Origin of the sequence: Acinetobacter sp. A3 (assembly GCF_012371415.1) — a bacterium.
In the GTDB taxonomy this organism is placed as follows: domain Bacteria; phylum Pseudomonadota; class Gammaproteobacteria; order Pseudomonadales; family Moraxellaceae; genus Acinetobacter.
Genome location: NZ_JAAZQW010000044.1, coordinates 1 through 18,284, shown reverse-complemented (window position 1 = coordinate 18,284; position 18,284 = coordinate 1). Strand labels below are relative to the sequence as shown.

Sequence of the window (18,284 nt, the reverse complement as noted above, 5' to 3'; positions counted from 1 at the left end):
AATTGCAAAAGTGCATATTCTAAAAGCGGACATTTTTACTTTGGAGAAACCGGACATTTCTATTTTGGAGTTACAAATATGGTTTGCTTGAACAGCATTATGCCAAATGGTAATGCCTAGACTAGACACGCCCTTGCAGGATTTTAATCACAATCGCTGAGCTACTGAACGATATTAAAAATATTGAAAGTAGACCAGCGATTTTTTATCTAAGAGATAATTTAAGCAAACGCGTTTGCATTGTGCTGTTTAACAATTACTTCGCAGCTTGCCAAAAAGCTTCACCCGCCTGAATTGGATCATTGGTTTCAGCTAAGGTGTGCAGCCAAACATCGTATTGCGCGATAATCGGGTGTTGGCTAGGGTGAAAATCAGGCTTAAACCAGTCTTGAAATTGTGGCTTCATTTTGCGTAATTTTCCATTTTTACCCAATAGCCATTGCAGCCCGCGTGCATTCATCTTTAAGCGTTGTATGCGGCTAAAACCATCGTATCTGAGCATGACATTAGCACGGTAAAGGGTAAACCCAAACATCAAACCTGTGGTGAGTACCAATGCCATTTTTCGGGTCACTTCAGGCACATTGCCCACCTGTTGCATCACATCAAACGCCACATCACGATGCTCCATTTCTTCAATCGCATGCCACGCAAATAAAGCACGGACATACGGATGTGCATCTTTCAGGGTGTCTTTTTCGCCATAAAATGTTTCTGCCATAAGTGCTGTTAAGTGTTCAGCCGCCGCCGTCATGGCAATGTTGTATTGAGGCGAGCGATATTTCAGTTCAAACTTAAAAATCTTGTTCAGACGCTGAATAAATTGATCTACAGGCATACCTTGATCTTTCATGACCTGATTCATTTTGTCATGTGCAATGCCGTGTTGTGCTTCCTGCCGAATAAAATCTGCAACGCGTTGTTTAAGGTCTGGGTCTTGAATTTGATCGCGAAACAAACGTACAGATTGAATAAAGTAGCGCTCTCCGTCAGGAAAGGTCAGGCTAAGCGCATCAAACATACGTGTCAGAAAAGGGTCACCCGCAAACCAGTAACGTGGAATTTCGCTTAACTGAAAATCAAGATTGCTGCGAACAATAGGCGCAGCATGATATTGGACAAGTGCATTCATTTTATTTTACTAAGCAGAGTCGATCATGTTTGCAGTATGTCGGGCTTTCGCGGATTTGTTTTGACAGTACTCGCCAGTTTTTATACATTAAACGACAAAAGAAAATGATTCATGCCAACATGAGCACACACATTCACGAAATTCAAATTCCAAATGGCTATTATCAGTTATGGCTGCGCTACCTTTCTGAGCGTGGTCTAATGCCTGAACAGCTAGGGTTTTCTGCGGCACAATTGCAACAGTTACAGCATGTCCTGTCATTGCCCTTAGATACGCAGTCATCTTATGTATTGTTTACAGAGGTTATTCAGCACAGCATCCATTTTTTGGATTGTCCCCAGCTAATATTTGAGTTGGCAGCTTATATTCAGCCTGAACATTTTGGTGTACTCGGTTATATGGCCTCGCGTAGTAACAGTGTCGCAGAAGCCATTCAGTACATGATGCGCTTTAGCCGTTTGGTGGTGGATGGTTCGGCTGCTGTGCCCATGCGTTTATATCAACAACAGGATGCTTTGTATTTGTCTTGGCCCTTGGTCGATGAAAAATATAGTTTGATCCATGAAATGACCTTTGCTTGTATGGTACAACTGGCCACTCAAATTTTTGACTTTCAACATTCACCCATTCGGGAAATCCACTTTGCCCACGCTGCACGCATGCCTGTGCGACAGTATGAAAATTTTTATCGCTGTAAAATCTTGTTTAAACAAGCGGAATATCAAATTGTTTTAAATTTAGATAGTTTAACGATTCAACCACAACAGGCAGACCCTTCTTTAATTCATTTGCTAACCAAGCAAGCTGAAGATGCGATTGCATTAAAACCCAATGTCGATAGCGTATTGCAGCAAGTTCAGGAAATGGTGGCGCAATATTTACGGCAGGAAGAAAACATCCCTAGTATTGAGTTTGTGGCGCAGGTGTTATGTTGTTCGGTACGCACGTTGCAGCGACAGCTTAAACAAGAGGGCACAGGCTTTAAACAGATTATTGAAAAAGAGCGCATGCAGCGCTGCGAGCAGTTGCTTATACAAAATCTGGGGTTGTCTGAAATTGCACAGCAATTGGGGTATTCAGATCAATCTGCTTTGGCGCGGGCCTATAAGGCCTACACTGGGCAAACTTTGCTTAAAGCCAAACAGGCTTTACAGCAGGGTGAGTATGAAAAGAAATAGATAGGCATTTAAGTTCTAGCCTGAAGAAGCACTGTATTTCAGCCCGATGTGTCATAGCATCACGGAACAATAGCATTGGAAAAATAGCGCTGATCAATCGATTTAAATCAGCTTTTGCAAGGTTGTGAAATGAATGATTTAGAAGCTAAGTGTTTTGTTTATATCATTTTTTAAAATTTTAAATGCAAAATTGGGCAAAATGTACAAACCGATAAGCAGGCCAAATTAGGCATCTTTGATCATTGAGAAAAAAGCGCAAATATTAGTAAATGTAGCCTCGCGGTTGTTCTGAATAAATCGTTTTGCAAACAGAAATACAGCAACCCATGCCAGTGCGCTATTCATTGTGTAAAAAATAGCGTTACAATGGGTCGATTTGTATTTCTACAATAGCAAATGTCTCAGTTTTAATCATTCAAGGAAAATACAACCCTATGTCACGTTTAGCCACACGATTTGCACAGCTTGAATCTCAACAGCGTAAGGCCTTGGTTTCTTATGTTATGGCAGGTGACCCTCATCCAGAAGTCACAGTTCCGTTGTTACATCAAATGGTCGAGGCAGGGGTAGATGTCGTTGAATTAGGTTTGCCGTTTTCAGACCCAATGGCCGATGGTCCAGTGATTGCCCTTGCAGCAGAGCGTGCTTTGGCAGGTGGTACCAGTACGCTAAAGGCTTTAGACATGGTCAAAGAATTTCGTCAAAAAGATCAGGAAACCCCTGTTGTGTTGATGGGATACTTAAACCCTGTAGAAGTGATTGGTTATGAAAAGTTTGTTGAATATGCCAATGATTGTGGTGTAGATGGTGTGCTTTTGGTGGATTTACCACCAGAGGAAGCTCAAGATTTTGACAACATCTTAAAGAAATATGAGATGGATCAAATTTTCTTGTTGGCACCAACATCGACACCAGAGCGTATTCAGTTTGTGGCAAATCAAGCCAGTGGCTTTATTTACTATGTTTCCTTGAAGGGCGTGACAGGCGCAGCAACACTTGATGTTGCAGAAGCAGCAACACGCTTAGAACAAATTAAATCTGTTACAAATGTGCCGGTTGGCGTAGGTTTTGGTATCAGTGATGCTGCCTCTGCTAAAGCAATGGGTGCAGCTGCCGATGCAGTCATTGTCGGAAGTGCTTTTGTAAAACAATTTGCGAGCCTTGCCCCAGAACAAGCCGTCATTGCAACGGTTAATAAAGTGAAGGAGCTTCGAGCTGCGCTCGATGAGTTAGTATGAATCAAGAAGTGAAAACAGGGAAAATTCTAAGCCCATCGACGCCGTGGACTGAACGTGGTGTGCCTGGTATTGAAACACCAGATGAACAACAAGCCTTAAAAGCTATTTTCACTGAACCAACAATTGAATGTCCTGAATGTCATGCGTTAGTCACCCGTACCGCAATGTCTTTTAATGCGTATGTATGTCCACAATGTGACGAACATTTACGTATGAAAGCGCGTGAGCGTTTAACTTGGTTCCTAGATCAAGTTCAACAAGAATTAGGTCAAGAATTTTCTGCCAAAGACCCGCTGAACTTTGTAGACAGTAAGGCTTATCCTGAGCGTATGTCTGAAGCACAAAAGAAAACAGGGGAAACTGAAGCTTTGGTGGTAATGCAAGGCTTACTCAAAGAAATGCCAGTAATTGCTTGTGCATTTGAGTTCGACTTTATGGGCGGCTCAATGGGTACTGTTGTTGGTGACCGTTTTGTTCAAGCGGCTGAACGTGCTATTAAACAGAAACAACCTCTAATTTGCTTTGCTGCATCTGGCGGTGCACGTATGCAAGAAGGCATGCTGTCTTTAATGCAAATGGCGCGTACCTCTGCAGCGATTCAGCGTATGAAAGAAGCAGGCTTGCCATACATCGTGGTGTTGACTCATCCTGTATATGGCGGTGTAACAGCATCATTGGCAATGTTAGGCGATGTACACATTGCTGAACCTAAAGCGATGATTGGTTTCGCAGGTAAACGTGTGATTGAGCAAACTGTACGTGAAAAACTGGAAGAACCGTTCCAGCGTGCAGAATACTTGCTTGATCATGGCGTGGTCGATCAAATTGTCCATCGTCATGCATTACGTGATACAGTTTATCGCATTGTGTCGAAACTGATGAATTTGCCTTGAACATAGCACCGCTTGCAACCGATGATTTAAATACATGGCTCAATTATTGGAGCCATGTTCACGTTACGGGTATTGATTTAGGTTTGGAGCGGGTGATTCCCGTTGCCGAAAAACTGGGTGTGACTCAGCCAAATGCCAAAGTCATTACGGTTGCAGGAACCAATGGCAAAGGTTCAACCACTACTACTTTGGCAGCAATTTTAAATGCCCAAGGCTATAAGGTAGGATTGTACCAATCGCCACATATTTACCGCTTTAATGAGCGGGTCAAATTAGCAGGAAACGAAGTTGATGATCAAAGCTTGATTGATGCCTTTGTGCAGGTAGATCAAGCTCGACGCGCCTGTGATCTGAGTTTATCTTTCTTTGAAGCGACCACTTTGGCTGCCTTTGTGATTTTTAAAGCACGTGACTGTGATGTTTGGGTGCTTGAAGTCGGTTTGGGTGGACGTTTAGATGTAGTGAATGTGGTCAACCCAGATGTGGCAGTGATTACCAATATTGGGTTGGATCATGTGGATTGGTTGGGCGATAGCATCGAAAAAATTGCTTATGAAAAAGCAGGGATTATTCGTCCGAACATTCCAGTGATTTTTGCAGGTCAGCAAGATTTACCACAAGCTATTCAAGACAAAGCAACAGTGTGCAATGCGCCGTTATTGGTCTTAAATCGTGATTATTTTTATCGTGATTCTGACGATGGCGAATCTTGGATGTTTGCATCTTCAGGTTGTACCTTAAAACTCCCGACAGGTAGCTTGGCATTAGATAATATTTCTACCGCAGTGGCAGCTGTATTAAATAGTGGCCTTGCGGTTTCTCAAACGGCAATTGCAGAAGGGATTCAAGCCGCTAAATTGGCAGGACGTTTTGAAATTCGTCAAATTCAGGGTAAAACCGTGATTTTTGATGCAGGGCATAACCCGCATGGCGTTGAATTTTTGTTAAAGCAATTGCGCAATTTCTTAAATTACAATAAACAGTACACAGAAGTGGTTGGTGTTTTTTCAATGCTGGCAGATAAAGATATAAATTCTGTCGTTGAGTTATTGAAAGATACGGTGTTAATGTGGAAAATTGCCGCATTAAATGTGCCACGTGCGGCAGAGATCACGGTTTTAGATCAAGCTTTGCAAGGCGAAACAGTACAACACTTCGACAGTGTGCAATTGGCTTTTAAATCAGCGCTGGATGAAACAAAAAATAATCAGCTGATCTTGGTATGTGGATCATTTCATACCTTAGAAGCGGTATGGGAGTATTTGGAAGAATGTCAATGAATAACAAACAACGCTGGATGGGTGGCGTTGTTTTATTAGGTGGTGGTGTTTTATTGGCAGCATTGCTTTTAAAAGGGCAAGAAGAAATACATCAAAATAATGTCAAAACCCCAAGCCAAGCTGAACAAGTTCAGAATAAAAATGCCAATCAAGCAGAAATGGTGCAATTGCAGCCTTTAACTGTAGATGTCGAAACCGAGCAGCGTTTGCTAGAAGAGCAGCGCCGTGCACGTGAAAAAGCGGTAGCAGAGCAAGAAGCGCGTGCAGCCGAATTTTTGGCAATGCAGCAACAGGCTGAAGCTGAAGCAGCACGTAAAGCAGCAGAAGAATACGCAGCTTTAAATGCCCTGCGTTCAGGTCAGCAGCAAAGCTCAGACAATATTCCACCTGAGCTGGTGGAAGATGAACAGGCTAAGCAAAAACGTTTGGCTGATGAAAAAGCCGCTCAGCAAAAGAAGTTAGAGCAGCAAAAGGCAGCAGATGCCAAGAAAGCTGCAGAGCAAAAAGCAGCACAAGAGCGTAGTGCCGCAGAGAAAAAAGCTGCAGATGAAAAACGACTAGCTGAAGAAAAACGAATTGCGGAAGAGAAGCGCAAGGCTGAAGAAAAACGCCAAGCCGATGCAAAACGTAAAGCGGAAGAAGAGCGCAAAGCGGCAGAAGCGAAAAAAGAAGCAGAACGTAAGGCTGCTGAAGAAAAACGTAAAGCAGATGAAAAGCGTAAAGCTGAAGAAGCCGCTAAGAAAAAGGCTGAAGCAGAAAAAGCACGTAAGCTTCTGGAAGAAGGCGATAAGCAGTGGATGGTACAAGTGGCTTTGGCAGCCAACCAAGCCAATGCCGATGCTTTGGCAGCTAAATTAAAAGCCAAAGGTTATAAAGTCACACAAAGTCCAACCTCTAAAGGTGTGCGGATTATGGTAGGGCCATCTAAAGATCGTGATGCTGCAGACGCCACTCGTAAAAAAATCACGGCTGACCCTAGTTTGAATATGAAGTCGGCATGGGTAATTGACTGGGTGCCGTTAGAGAAACGCAACTAATTCTTTTTATAAAGTTGTGGTCTTTAAACAGGATTTAATCATTTGGTTAAATCCTTTTTTACACGCTATTTATTTAGACATTAAAAACGCCTATCCGAAGATAGGCGTTTTTAATCATTCTGCTAACTTGTGAATTCAGTGTAGAACTAAAATTAAGAGCGATTTGGTTGTTTGGTCAAACGTAAATACGGTTTGATGGCTTTATATCCGCTTGGGAAGCGTTCTTTAAGTTCAGCTTCATCTTGAATAGATGGCACAATCACCACGTCTTCACCATCTTGCCAGTTAGCAGGGGTTGCAACTTTATAATTGTCAGTCAGTTGCAATGAGTCAATCACACGTAAAATTTCATGGAAATTACGCCCTGTAGATGCAGGATAAGTGATGATCAAACGTACTTTTTTATTCGGATCAATAATGATCAGTGAGCGTACAGTCAGTGTTTCGCTGGCATTCGGGTGAATAAAATCATACAAAGTAGACACTTTACGATCTTGGTCGGCAAGAATTGGGAAATTAACTGTCGTATTTTGAGTTTCGTTAATATCTTGAATCCAGCCTTTGTGAGATTCTGCATCATCTACAGAAAGGGCAATCGCTTTAACATTACGTTTGCTGAATTCATCTTTAAGTTTTGCGGTAAAGCCTAATTCTGTGGTGCAGACAGGAGTATAGTCGGCAGGGTGTGAAAATAAAATCCCCCAGCTGTTACCTAAAAACTCATAAAAATCAATCTGGCCTTCATTTGAATCTTGTGTGAAGTTGGGTGCGGTGTCACCTAAGCGAATGGTCATGCTGTGCCTCTGATGTTTTGTGTTGTATGTTGAATGAACACTACTATGCGTTATTTCTTTTGCAAAAATAAATAGTGTTTTTGTATGTACTTATGAATAAATTGAATAAGTGATGTGGTTTTTATTGCATTTTCAAAATAGATTCATGTGCTATTGCTATATATCGCCCGCTCGAAATTTGTTACATTAACTGCCACTTAGCAGCGAGAAATGGCAAGTAGGGATTGGAATTTTTAATAGGTTTTTGTGCAAAACCCTTGTACTTCAAATTTCTAGCACCATAATAACCACTAAGAAAAACCTATTTATTTGACAAGCAAGATTTAGAGAGTTTATTCATGTTGGCAAGTCTGATCGGAGGAATCTTCGGTACTAAAAATGAGCGCGAACTCAAACGCATGCGTAAAATCGTAGACAAGATTAATGCGCTCGAGCCGACGATATCTGCCTTAAGCGATGCAGACTTATCTGCAAAAACCGAAGAATTCAAACAACGTTATAACAAAGGCGAAAGTTTAGATAAATTATTACCAGAAGCATTTGCGGTATGTCGTGAAGCGGCCAAACGCGTCATGAGCATGCGTCACTATGACGTGCAGTTGATTGGTGGTATTACCTTGCACGAAGGTAAAATTGCAGAAATGCGTACAGGTGAAGGTAAAACCCTGATGGGAACTTTGGCCTGTTATCTGAATGCTTTGAGTGGTCAGGGCGTGCATGTCATCACTGTAAATGACTACTTGGCACAGCGTGATGCTGAACTCAACCGTCCTTTGTTTGAGTTTTTGGGTTTAAGCATTGGCATCATTTATTCGATGCAAGACCCGACAGAAAAAGCACAAGCTTATCGCGCAGACATCACTTACGGTACCAATAACGAATTTGGTTTCGACTATTTGCGTGACAACATGGTGTTTTCTCTCGCTGAGAAAAAACAGCGTGGTTTGACCTATGCCATCATTGACGAAGTGGACTCGATCCTAATTGATGAAGCACGTACACCATTGATCATTTCGGGTCAAAGTGATGATTCATCTCAATTGTATGCTGCAATCAATACCATTCCACCAAAACTGCATGCGCAAAAAGAAGAAAAAGTAGCAGATGGTGGGCATTTCTGGATTGATGAAAAACAACGAACGGTGGAAATGACCGAAATTGGTTATGAAACTGTAGAAGATGAATTGATTCAAATGGGATTGCTGGCAGAGGGCGAAAGTCTTTATTCTGCATCTAACCTGAATTTGGTGCATCACGTGTCTGCTGCCATTCGTGCGCACTTCTTGTATCAACGCAACGTACACTACATTATTCATGATGGTGAAGTGATTATTGTTGACGAAAATACAGGTCGTACCATGCCGGGTCGTCGCTGGTCAGAAGGCTTGCACCAAGCGGTAGAAGCCAAAGAAGGCTTAGAAATTCAGCCTGAAAACCAAACTTTAGCGACCACAACTTTCCAGAACTATTTCCGTTTATACAAAAAATTATCGGGTATGACGGGTACTGCAGATACTGAAGCTGCAGAAATGAAAGAAATTTATGGTTTGGATGTGGTGATTATTCCAACCCACCGCCCAATGATTCGTAATGACCAGAACGATTTGATTTATTTAAACCGTGCAGGCAAATACAACGCAATTATTCAAGAAATTCAGCGTGTGCATGAAGCGGGTGTAGCGCCAATTTTGATTGGTACCGCAACCATTGAAGCTTCGGAAATTTTATCGGACAAACTGCGTGAAGCGGGTATTCAGCACGAAGTGTTAAATGCGAAGCAACACGAACGTGAAGCCGACATTATTGCACAGGCAGGTTCACCACGAGCGGTGACGATTGCGACGAATATGGCGGGTCGTGGTACAGATATTTTGCTCGGTGGTAACTGGAAAGCCTTGCTTGCCAAAATTGAAAATCCAACCCCTGAAGACGAAGCTCGCTTAAAAGCAGAGTGGGAACAAAACCATGACATGGTGTTAAGTTCAGGTGGTTTGCATATTATTGGCTCTGAACGCCATGAATCACGCCGTATTGATAACCAGCTACGTGGTCGTGCAGGTCGTCAGGGTGACCCAGGTGTGTCACGTTTCTATCTTTCACTTGAAGATGACTTGATGCGTATTTTCGCAGGTGACCGTGTCGTAGCAATGATGCGCGCTATGGGCTTGCAGGAAGATGAAGCGATTGAGCACAAAATGGTGTCTCGTTCCATTGAAAATGCACAGCGCAAAGTTGAGGCACGTAACTTCGATATTCGTAAAAACTTGCTGAAATACGATGATGTGAATAATGAACAGCGTAAGATCATTTATTCACAACGTGATGACGTGTTAGCAGAAAACACCCTGCAAGATTATATTGAAGAAATGCATCGTGAAGTGGTCACAGGCATGATCGCCAATTATATTCCACCTGAATCGATTCACGATCAGTGGGATATTGACGGGCTTGAGCGTGCCTTACGTGATGACTTGGGCATCGACTTGCCAATTAATCAATGGTTGGAAGAAGATCGTCGCCTAGACGAAGAAGCGTTGATTGAACGTATTTCTGATGAAATCTTGGCGCGTTACCGTTCACGTCGTGAGCAAATGGGTGATGAATCTGCAGCCATGTTAGAACGTCACTTTATGCTCAGCTCATTAGATCGCCACTGGAAAGATCACTTGGCGGCAATGGACTATTTACGTCAAGGTATTCATTTACGCGGCTATGCGCAAAAGAACCCTGAGCAAGAATACAAAAAAGAAGCATTTAACTTATTTGTGAACATGCTGGGTGTGATTAAAGCTGATGTGGTCACTGATTTATCACGTGTACACGTCCCAACGCCTGAAGAATTGGCTGCCATGGAAGCGCAACAACAGGCACAGGCCGAAGCCATGCAGTTGAACCTTTCTCATGCAGATGTAGACGGCTTAACGGGTGAAACCTTTGAATCAGAACCGCAAGCGGTAGCTGCTGATCAAGCGGTGGTACCACCTGCAAGCCGTAACTCACCATGTCCATGTGGTTCAGGACTGAAATACAAGCAGTGTCACGGTAAAATTTAAGTTTGATGAACTTTGCAAAGCAGAACTTCGGTTCTGCTTTTTTATCGCATTTTGGCTTAAAACTTTGTAGCAATAGTTTTGCAAGATGTGTATAGCATTTGCAGATTTTGGAATTAAATGCTATTTAGTTGCACATGCAATATATCCATACGTGGAACAAAAAATGAAAAAAGTATTACAACCTTTAATGATTGTCGCACTTAGCTTGCCAACGTTGACCTTTGCGAATGCTACAGCGACAACGACCACTGCTGCAAAAGTTCAGGCTGCTGTAGGACCCACTACAGCACAGGCTCAAGTAGATAATGGTCATGTAACAGTGGCAAGTCCACGTACAGGTATCCGCTATACCTTTGCCAATCCTGATCAACGTCCAATTGTGTTGCATACTGCTGCGATTGCACCAGCGAATGCTGCTAATGTAAATCGTATTGTGGCTTCAAATCCAGCACTGTCTGCAGCAAGCCAAGAACGTGCCAAACAGGCATTGTTGGGCGAAGCAGTTGTGGCAACCAATCCACAATAAGTTTTAAAGCAGACTGGCAAGCGGTGCTGCTTGCTCAGCTGTACGTTTAAATATAAAAAAAACCAGTCTAAACGGCTGGTTTTTATATTTCAGAGCCTACATAAACAAAAAGCGAAACGACACAGGCGGATGCTCGATTTTTTCTTCATTTTCCACTAAGCTGTGACATTCTCAAATTTGTACTGGAAATTTCAAAATGGCAGTTGGTGACGTCTCTATGCCACATATGCATGTGGTCAAAGGTGTAAAAATTGGTTCAGCTGAAGCCTATGTGCGCTATCAGAACCGACGTGACCTGGTTATTTTTGAATTTGCAGAAGGTTCAAATGTTGCGGGTGTATTTACCCAAAATGCATTCTGTGCTGCGCCTGTGCATGTCTCTAAAGCACATTTAGCACAAACTAATCCACGTTATTTGGTGATTAATACAGGTAATGCCAATGCGGGTACGGGTAAATTGGGTATGCAAAATGCAGAAACCACCTGTGCCAAATTGGCTGAATTGGCGGGTGTATCTGCACAAGAAGTTTTGCCATTTTCTACAGGGGTGATTGGTGAACAATTACCTATTGAGCGTTTGGTCGCAGGTTTAGCACCAGCTTTGGCGTCGTTGCGTGATGATGCATGGCATGATGCCGCCACAGGCATTATGACCACAGATACCAAACCAAAAGGTGCGTCTGAGCAATTTGAGCTCGATGGTATTACATACAGCATGACTGGTATTTCTAAAGGCGCAGGCATGATTCGTCCGAATATGGCGACTATGCTTAGCTATGTTGCGACCGATGCCCCGATTCAACGTGATGTATTACAACAATTGCTCAAGCAAAGTGTAGAGCAATCTTTTAACCGCATTACCGTAGATGGCGATACTTCTACCAATGACTCATGCATTTTAGTGGCGACAGGTCAGGCAGGCGGTACGACAATTAGTAGCAATAATGATCCACGTTATGTGGTGCTATTGGATGTTTTAAATCGTGTGATGCTGCGTTTGGCGCAATTGATTGTTCGTGATGGCGAGGGTGCAACGAAATTCATTACGGTTCGTGTTGAAGGTGGCGCTAATACTCAGGAATGTTGTGATATTGCTTATAGCATTGCACATTCGCCATTGGTAAAAACCGCTATTTTTGCCTCAGATCCAAACTGGGGGCGTATCCTTGCTGCGATTGGTTACGCAGGCGTCCCTAATTTAGACGTTGAAAAAATTCAGGTTTGGTTAGATGATGTGCAAATATGTAAAGATGGTGGCGCTGCCGCAGACTATACCGAAGAAGCAGGTGCAGGCGTCATGGCGCAAACTGAAATGACCATTCGTGTAGATTTAGGACGCGGACAGGCCTCAGATACAGTCTATACTTGTGACTTATCTTATGATTATGTCAAGATCAACGCGGATTACCGTTCGTAAAATTTAAATTGAGTGAGAAAGCCTCCGTTGTGAGGCTTTTTTAGCATTTAATCGGCAAAGGGCTGGTGAATGAGCAAATAGCCCCCATATCATCAGTGACTTGAGTACGCTTGTGTTAGGGCAAGCATGAAGATAGAGAAGACGTTGTTATGAATGATGCGACCAATTTAATTGCCAATGAAGCAAAATCGATTGTGCAGGCGCATTTAGATCGCTTGGGTGAAACCAAAGAGCACCATTTGAGTGAGCAGGCCAAGCAGGAAAAATTTGCGCAAATTAAAGCAGAACTCGAAAAGCGCAATGCTGTCTTGGTTGCCCATTATTACTGCGATCCAGAAGTACAGGAATTGGCAGAGTACACGGGCGGTTGTGTTTCAGATTCTCTGGAAATGGCACGTTTTGGTCGTGATCATGCTGCAACAACATTGGTGGTGGCTGGGGTGAAATTTATGGGTGAAACAGCCAAAATTTTATCACCAGAAAAAACTATTCTAATGCCAACTTTGGAAGCGACTTGTTCACTCGACTTAGGTTGCCCTGTCGATGAGTTTAGCCGCTTCTGTGATGCACATCCTAATCATACTGTTGTGGTTTATGCCAATACTTCTGCTGCGGTAAAAGCACGTGCAGACTGGGTCGTGACATCTAGTTGCGCAGTTGAAATTGTCGAGCATTTAGATAGCTTGGGTGAAAAAATCATTTGGGCGCCTGACCAGCATTTAGGTCGCTATATTCAAAAGAAAACTGGGGCAGATATGTTGCTGTGGGATGGTTCATGTATTGTGCATGAAGAATTCCGTTCGCGCGGTATTGCCAACATGAAAGCGCTGTATCCAGATGCTGCAGTTTTGGTACATCCAGAATCACCTGAAGCTGTGGTTGATATTGCTGATGCAGTGGGCAGTACTTCACAGCTAATTCAAGCTGCGAAAAACTTGCCGAACGAGCGTCTTATTGTGGCAACTGACCGTGGCATTTTCTATAAGATGCAACAAGCGGTACCCAATAAAACTCTGATTGAAGCACCAACTGCAGGTGAGGGGGCAACTTGCCGCTCATGTGCACATTGCCCGTGGATGGCAATGAATGAATTAGATGGAATTTTGCATGTGTTGCAAACTGGTGATCAAGAAATATTCGTTGAGCCTGCGCTTGCAGAACGTGCTAAATTACCGTTAGATCGTATGTTGAATTTCAGTGCGAGTCTGAAACGCTAAAATTGATTGAAAAATATCAAAAATGCTTGATAAATATACGGTTGAAGCTTTTTTTTAATTTTTTTTAAATATAGGTGTTGACGTCTTCGGGCGTCACGCCTAGAATGCACACCGTACCGCACGATGTGCGATACACAAAAAAGCTGAGATGAATCGGAGCATAGCACAGCCTGGTAGTGCACCTGGTTTGGGACCAGGGGGTCGTAGGTTCGAATCCTACTGCTCCGACCAATTCTTCAAGGCAACGTATCGCATGATATTATGTATCATCGGTCATGCGCCTGTAGCTCAGTTGGATAGAGCATCCGCCTTCTAAGCGGATGGTCACAGGTTCGAATCCTGTCAGGCGCGCCATTTTTGGGTGGCTTGGTATATAAGAACCAAATATGATGGTGGATGTAGCTCAGTTGGTAGAGCCCTGGATTGTGATTCCAGTTGTCGCGGGTTCGAATCCCGTCATTCACCCCAATCTCTTTAAGAGATAAACGGAGCATAGCACAGCCTGGTAGTGCACCTGGTTTGGGACCAGGGGGTCGTAGGTTCGAATCCTACTGCTCCGACCATTTTCTAAAATAGAAATGGTCAATAGATAAAGATACCGCGTTAAGCGGTTTTTTTATGCCTGAAATTTAGAAAAATACTTTTGTTGATTACATCTTTTAGGTGAAATAAAAAAAGCCTCAATGACTGAGGCTTGATGATCCGTTGAAATTTCTGTAGGGCTTTAAGGTACTATGGTCACATTTACCCGACGGTTAATCGCGCGATTTGCTGGTGTATCGTTGCTCACCATCGGTTGAGATGCTCCACGACCAATCACCTGAATATTGTTTCGTTCAAAACCTTGATCTAAAAAGATCTGAGCGACACTTTGGGCGCGTTTTTCAGAAAGAGTTTGATTGTAGCTGGGTAAACCCACATTGTCGGTATGTCCAATAAATTTAAGTTTATCTAGATCATATTTATGCAGTTGTTGTGCCAGCTGATTCAGGCGTTGTTGCTGAGGTTTTTGGATAGCGTATTCATCAAAACCAAATAATAAACGTTCAGGCAAAGCCAGTGTCCAGCCATCATCACTCAAAATAAACCCTTCATTTTTAAGCATACGTGCTTGTTTATAGCTGACATTGCCTAAGCTCATACATGCGCTGAGCGAAACCATAACTAAAATGAGAGAAGTGATCAGAACCTTTTTAAGCATGTGAAACCTGTTTATCAAATGGAGCGTAAAACTCTGTCCTTCAGGGCAGAGATGTAAGCGACACGACATGAAATGTCGTTGGGTTTTTCAAAAATCAACACCTTTAATTTAACACGATCTAAAATAAGCCCATGAAAACACTTAAATTACGCATAAAAGACAAACATTGCAAGGTGCTAGACCAATTAGCATCTGAGGTGAACTTTGTTTGGAATTATGTGAATGATTTGAGTTTTAAACACCTAAAAAGAACAGGTCACTTCTTTTCAGCATTCGACATGGCAAAGTACACCAAAGGTACTTCAAAGCTCTGTGGATTGCATAGCCAGACAATTGATGCAATTAGAGAAGAATTTGTCACCCGAAGAATACAGTATAAAAAAGCAAAGCTGAAATGGCGTGTTAGCAACAAGAAATCAGCAAGAAGATCGCTTGGTTGGATACCATTCAAAAAATCAGGACTGAAATATGCTGATGGATGGGTTGAGTATGGAAAAACCAAATTCGGCTTATGGGATAGCTACGGTTTAAGCAAATATAGTGTTAGAACAGGCTCATTTGTTGAGGATAGTCGTGGGCGTTGGTATGTGTGCCTGGTCGTGGATTCACCTAAGTTAGACAAACCAACTGCAACTAAAGCCATTGGCATTGATCTAGGCTTAAAAGATATAGCCACCTGTTCTGATGGCACTGTGATTTCAAATCCAAAGTTGTATCGTAAATATGAACAAAAACTAGGTATAGCTCAACGAGCGAAGAATAAAAAGCGTATTCGTGCATTACACGCCAAGATTGCAAATTGTCGTAAAGATCATTTGCACAAAGCAAGCACCATGCTTGTAAAAGAAAATGCACTGATTATTGTCAGGCGACCTGAGTGCAAAAAAACTTGTAAAAACTAAAATGGCTAAATCTGTTTTAGATACAGGCTTTTCAGCATTCAAAACAATGCTCAAGTATAAATGCGAGAACGCAAGTGTATTGTTTGAGGAAGTCAACGAAAGTTTCACAACCCAAATGTGTTCGTGCTGTGGTGAGATCACCGCAAGCAGTCCGAAAGGTAGAGCAGATTTGCGAATAAGAGTATGGGAATGTGAAAACTGTTTAAATACCAATGATCGGGATTTAAATAGTTCTAAGAACATACTTGCGCTTGGGCTTAAGCGTCTAGCAGTAGGAATCACCTCCGTTTAGGGAGGTGAGGAAGTCAATGTTTGATTGAGGTGAAATATACCATTTTATTTTATCGCGTTTCGCTTTAAGCATGGCACGATCTACATCAGCAATTAAATTTTCTGGTGTCTTGGCATATTCAGTTAATGCCACACCAATACTAACATTTAATGAGACTTGCTGCTGTTCGTATGTAAATGTGGCTGCATAACAGTTGTGAATTTTTTCACAGAAATTTTCCAATTCAGCCTGTGTATATGAACCTGTCAGAATCACTGCGAATTCATCTCCGCCTAATCGTGAAACAAAAGCATGCTCGGGCAAAATATCGATAAGACAGTGTGAAGAATCACGTAAAATTTCATCACCAATTAAATGACCAAATTGATTATTGATTTGGTTGAAATTGTTGATATCTAAAAATAAGACTGCAGCACTGGTAGTTGAACCATTATACAGTTTGAAAAGTGTTTCATAAAAATAATGTCGATTTGGCAGTTGAGTTAAACTGTCATATTGAAATTGATGTTGTAATTTGTTGTTTTCTGAAGTTAAATTCTTATGCGATTGCTCAATTTCCTTTAATAGACTATTAAAGGCATAACTGAGTTCGTGCAATTCCTGAATATCTGAACCAGAAATACGCATTTTGTAATTTTGTTGCGTGCTAATATCACGTGCAGAATCAACAATTGAGGTTAAGGATTGCATGAGATATTGATAAATTGAATTAATCGACCAAAACACGGCCATCAACATTAAAATAAAACCAAAACTTAGCCCAAGAACAATTTTGAGCAAAAAGCTGATCAGGTCGCTCGAATTACCGTAGACTAGCAGTTCGCCATATTTTTGTTGATCGTGATTAATACTCAGACGAACAGGGTCGTGGAAAAACAAATAATCTAACAAGGCTTGAATTGAAAATCGGTCAAGGTCTTGTTGTTCAATAAATGCCATACGCTTTTGTTGGGCTGAAAGCACTTCAATGGAGCGGACAGGATGGCGCTGTGTATGTTCAGTTAAGATTTCATTCAAAGTGATCTGATCGTTAAATACAACTGCAGGTTGAATACGTTCATTCAATGTGGTTGATAAATTTTGCAGACTATTTTTAGCGTAGGTGTTCATGGTGTAAGTCGAAATGACCAAAAAAATTCCAGAACAAATACAAAAGGTCAGTATAAAAATAGTGAGTTGAGAGCGCGTAAATAACTGATGCAAGGTAATAGGAGTGTATAACTGTTTCATGAGTTAGGCTCCGTTGGTTTTGCAAGTAATAACACTCGTGGATCAATATGCAATTTCGACTGAGTTAAGCTTTCTAAGTTGACTTTAAAAGCGTAGTTTTGATTCTTTTTATATAAACAAAAAGCGCTGCCTGTTTCACAGTCCACATTATTCAAGCTAATCGAAAGTGCAGGAAAATCGACTTGATGATTTAAAATCTGCTGTTCTTCAATGGCTGATAGAGTTGAAAAGATCAAAATTTGACAATCATTCTGCTTAATAGCATGCGTTTGAATGGCATGAATATCGTATTTATGATGTGCAGATGCATAGTTTTTAAAATGTTGTGCAACACTCGTGTTATCCACAACACAGAGTTTAGGCGTGTCTAGTCGCCATTTAGCATAAGCCAAAATTGAAAATGTGGTGCTGTACACACTTGGAGGTGGTGCTGCATGTAAAGTAGGGGCTGAAATTGCTATGAATGACAGTAAAATTATTTTTTTTAAAGTTCGAGTCATCTCAACACAACATTAAAATAGATCAAAAAATAGTTTAGCTAAAATTTAAAAATAAACATACTGCTAATTTTGGCTAAGAATACGACAAAGTTTAGAATTGTTGATTAAATATTGCTCATATAAGCGCTATTTTTGCTAAAAACCAAAAACAGGGCTTGCAAGCGATGGGAATTCATCTATAATGCACACCCATCGGCGGTGATGTTAATAAAAACTTGTTGAAAAACAATAGCTTGATTGATTGGTTTGAGATTGATTGAGTTTGTTTTGAGTAGATGGGTTTGAAAATAAAATCAACATTGCATGTTGACTTTCTAGAAATAGAGAGTAGTATAGCCGACCTAGCTTGATGCTGACGAAGCATCGAGAAGATCATTAAGAGATTATGAAGAAC

14 protein-coding genes, 4 tRNA genes and 1 pseudogene are annotated in these 18,284 nt (G+C 41.7%); 14 read left to right on the top strand and 5 right to left on the bottom strand.

Going from position 1 to position 18,284, the window contains the following annotated elements:
• Nucleotides 1-256: 256 nt before the first annotated feature.
• Nucleotides 257-1,132, bottom strand: coding sequence for a metal-dependent hydrolase (locus tag HHA42_RS11585; RefSeq protein ID WP_168526564.1), 876 nt, complete (start codon nt 1,130-1,132; stop codon nt 257-259).
• Nucleotides 1,133-1,263: 131 nt separating this feature from the next.
• Here HHA42_RS11585 and HHA42_RS11580 point away from each other — a divergent pair, with 131 nt between their 5' ends.
• The 5 genes from HHA42_RS11580 (at nt 1,264) to HHA42_RS11560 (ending at nt 6,758) form a co-directional block, all read left to right on the top strand.
• A complete protein-coding gene (locus HHA42_RS11580) occupies nt 1,264-2,310 on the top strand; it encodes an AraC family transcriptional regulator ligand-binding domain-containing protein (protein WP_171525596.1) in 1,047 nt (348 codons plus the stop codon).
• Between the two features lie 434 nt (nt 2,311-2,744).
• The gene (gene trpA / locus HHA42_RS11575) at nt 2,745-3,548 is read left to right on the top strand and encodes a tryptophan synthase subunit alpha (protein WP_168461647.1); all 804 of its coding nucleotides are present in this window, start codon (nt 2,745-2,747) and stop codon (nt 3,546-3,548) included.
• Complete coding sequence (gene accD / locus HHA42_RS11570; RefSeq protein ID WP_168418579.1) at nt 3,545-4,441, top strand: acetyl-CoA carboxylase, carboxyltransferase subunit beta; 897 nt, start codon at nt 3,545-3,547, stop codon at nt 4,439-4,441. The genes trpA and accD overlap by 4 nt, the downstream gene beginning before the upstream one ends.
• Nucleotides 4,438-5,721, top strand: coding sequence for a bifunctional tetrahydrofolate synthase/dihydrofolate synthase (gene folC, locus HHA42_RS11565; RefSeq protein ID WP_168461649.1), 1,284 nt, complete (start codon nt 4,438-4,440; stop codon nt 5,719-5,721). Before accD ends, folC begins: the two co-directional genes overlap by 4 nt.
• Nucleotides 5,718-6,758 (top strand): SPOR domain-containing protein, encoded by a 1,041-nt coding sequence (locus HHA42_RS11560; protein WP_168461650.1) that lies wholly within the window; start codon nt 5,718-5,720, stop codon nt 6,756-6,758. Before folC ends, HHA42_RS11560 begins: the two co-directional genes overlap by 4 nt.
• A gap of 152 nt (nt 6,759-6,910) precedes the next feature.
• Here HHA42_RS11560 and HHA42_RS11555 read toward each other — a convergent pair whose 3' ends face one another.
• Nucleotides 6,911-7,552 carry a peroxiredoxin gene (locus HHA42_RS11555; RefSeq protein WP_168418582.1) on the bottom strand — a complete coding sequence of 214 codons (642 nt, stop codon included), beginning with the start codon at nt 7,550-7,552 and terminating at the stop codon, nt 6,911-6,913.
• Nucleotides 7,553-7,890: 338 nt separating this feature from the next.
• On the opposite strand from HHA42_RS11555, the gene secA reads away from it, so the two are divergent.
• The 8 genes from secA to HHA42_RS11515 all read left to right on the top strand — a co-directional run bounded on the left by secA (nt 7,891) and on the right by HHA42_RS11515 (nt 14,328).
• The gene (gene secA / locus HHA42_RS11550) at nt 7,891-10,605 is read left to right on the top strand and encodes a preprotein translocase subunit SecA (RefSeq protein WP_168418583.1); all 2,715 of its coding nucleotides are present in this window, start codon (nt 7,891-7,893) and stop codon (nt 10,603-10,605) included.
• Between the two features lie 163 nt (nt 10,606-10,768).
• Nucleotides 10,769-11,131, top strand: coding sequence for a hypothetical protein (locus tag HHA42_RS11545; RefSeq protein ID WP_168418584.1), 363 nt, complete (start codon nt 10,769-10,771; stop codon nt 11,129-11,131).
• 196 nt (nt 11,132-11,327) lie between these two features.
• Nucleotides 11,328-12,548: a bifunctional glutamate N-acetyltransferase/amino-acid acetyltransferase ArgJ gene (gene argJ / locus HHA42_RS11540; protein ID WP_168526562.1), complete on the top strand. Its 1,221-nt coding sequence runs from the start codon at nt 11,328-11,330 to the stop codon at nt 12,546-12,548.
• Between the two features lie 149 nt (nt 12,549-12,697).
• The gene (gene nadA / locus HHA42_RS11535; protein ID WP_168526560.1) at nt 12,698-13,765 is read left to right on the top strand and encodes a quinolinate synthase NadA; all 1,068 of its coding nucleotides are present in this window, start codon (nt 12,698-12,700) and stop codon (nt 13,763-13,765) included.
• Nucleotides 13,766-13,919: 154 nt separating this feature from the next.
• Nucleotides 13,920-13,996 (top strand) — tRNA-Pro (locus tag HHA42_RS11530).
• 46 nt (nt 13,997-14,042) lie between these two features.
• Nucleotides 14,043-14,119: transfer RNA gene (locus tag HHA42_RS11525), tRNA-Arg, on the top strand.
• 38 nt (nt 14,120-14,157) lie between these two features.
• Nucleotides 14,158-14,233, top strand: a tRNA-His gene (locus HHA42_RS11520).
• 18 nt (nt 14,234-14,251) lie between these two features.
• Nucleotides 14,252-14,328, top strand: a tRNA-Pro gene (locus HHA42_RS11515).
• A gap of 161 nt (nt 14,329-14,489) precedes the next feature.
• Here the strand turns inward: HHA42_RS11515 and HHA42_RS11510 are convergent.
• A complete protein-coding gene (locus HHA42_RS11510) occupies nt 14,490-14,966 on the bottom strand; it encodes an OmpA family protein (protein WP_168418587.1) in 477 nt (158 codons plus the stop codon).
• Between the two features lie 131 nt (nt 14,967-15,097).
• On the opposite strand from HHA42_RS11510, the pseudogene HHA42_RS11505 reads away from it, so the two are divergent.
• Nucleotides 15,098-16,160: pseudogene (locus tag HHA42_RS11505) on the top strand (transposase).
• Here the strand turns inward: HHA42_RS11505 and HHA42_RS11500 are convergent.
• Both HHA42_RS11500 and HHA42_RS11495 read right to left on the bottom strand, forming a co-directional pair.
• Nucleotides 16,134-17,390: a diguanylate cyclase gene (locus HHA42_RS11500; protein ID WP_168418589.1), complete on the bottom strand. Its 1,257-nt coding sequence runs from the start codon at nt 17,388-17,390 to the stop codon at nt 16,134-16,136. The pseudogene HHA42_RS11505 and the gene HHA42_RS11500 overlap by 27 nt on opposite strands.
• On the bottom strand, nt 17,387-17,890 hold the full coding sequence (locus HHA42_RS11495; RefSeq protein WP_168418590.1) for a YfiR family protein: 504 nt from the start codon (nt 17,888-17,890) through the stop codon (nt 17,387-17,389). Before HHA42_RS11495 ends, HHA42_RS11500 begins: the two co-directional genes overlap by 4 nt.
• Nucleotides 17,891-18,284 lie beyond the last annotated feature (394 nt).

Excerpts from the sequence above, each read along its gene's own strand:
- HHA42_RS11500 (WP_168418589.1), bottom strand. The coding sequence starts at position 17,390 with ATGAAACAGTTATACACTCCTATTACCTTGCATCAGTTATTTACGCGC.
- secA (WP_168418583.1), top strand. The coding sequence starts at position 7,891 with ATGTTGGCAAGTCTGATCGGAGGAATCTTCGGTACTAAAAATGAGCGC.
- argJ (WP_168526562.1), top strand. The coding sequence starts at position 11,328 with ATGGCAGTTGGTGACGTCTCTATGCCACATATGCATGTGGTCAAAGGT.
- HHA42_RS11545 (WP_168418584.1), top strand. The coding sequence starts at position 10,769 with ATGAAAAAAGTATTACAACCTTTAATGATTGTCGCACTTAGCTTGCCA.
- HHA42_RS11555 (WP_168418582.1), bottom strand. The coding sequence starts at position 7,552 with ATGACCATTCGCTTAGGTGACACCGCACCCAACTTCACACAAGATTCA.
- trpA (WP_168461647.1), top strand. The coding sequence starts at position 2,745 with ATGTCACGTTTAGCCACACGATTTGCACAGCTTGAATCTCAACAGCGT.
- HHA42_RS11495 (WP_168418590.1), bottom strand. The coding sequence starts at position 17,890 with ATGACTCGAACTTTAAAAAAAATAATTTTACTGTCATTCATAGCAATT.
- accD (WP_168418579.1), top strand. The coding sequence starts at position 3,545 with ATGAATCAAGAAGTGAAAACAGGGAAAATTCTAAGCCCATCGACGCCG.
- HHA42_RS11510 (WP_168418587.1), bottom strand. The coding sequence starts at position 14,966 with ATGCTTAAAAAGGTTCTGATCACTTCTCTCATTTTAGTTATGGTTTCG.
- HHA42_RS11585 (WP_168526564.1), bottom strand. The coding sequence starts at position 1,132 with ATGAATGCACTTGTCCAATATCATGCTGCGCCTATTGTTCGCAGCAAT.
- nadA (WP_168526560.1), top strand. The coding sequence starts at position 12,698 with ATGAATGATGCGACCAATTTAATTGCCAATGAAGCAAAATCGATTGTG.
- HHA42_RS11560 (WP_168461650.1), top strand. The coding sequence starts at position 5,718 with ATGAATAACAAACAACGCTGGATGGGTGGCGTTGTTTTATTAGGTGGT.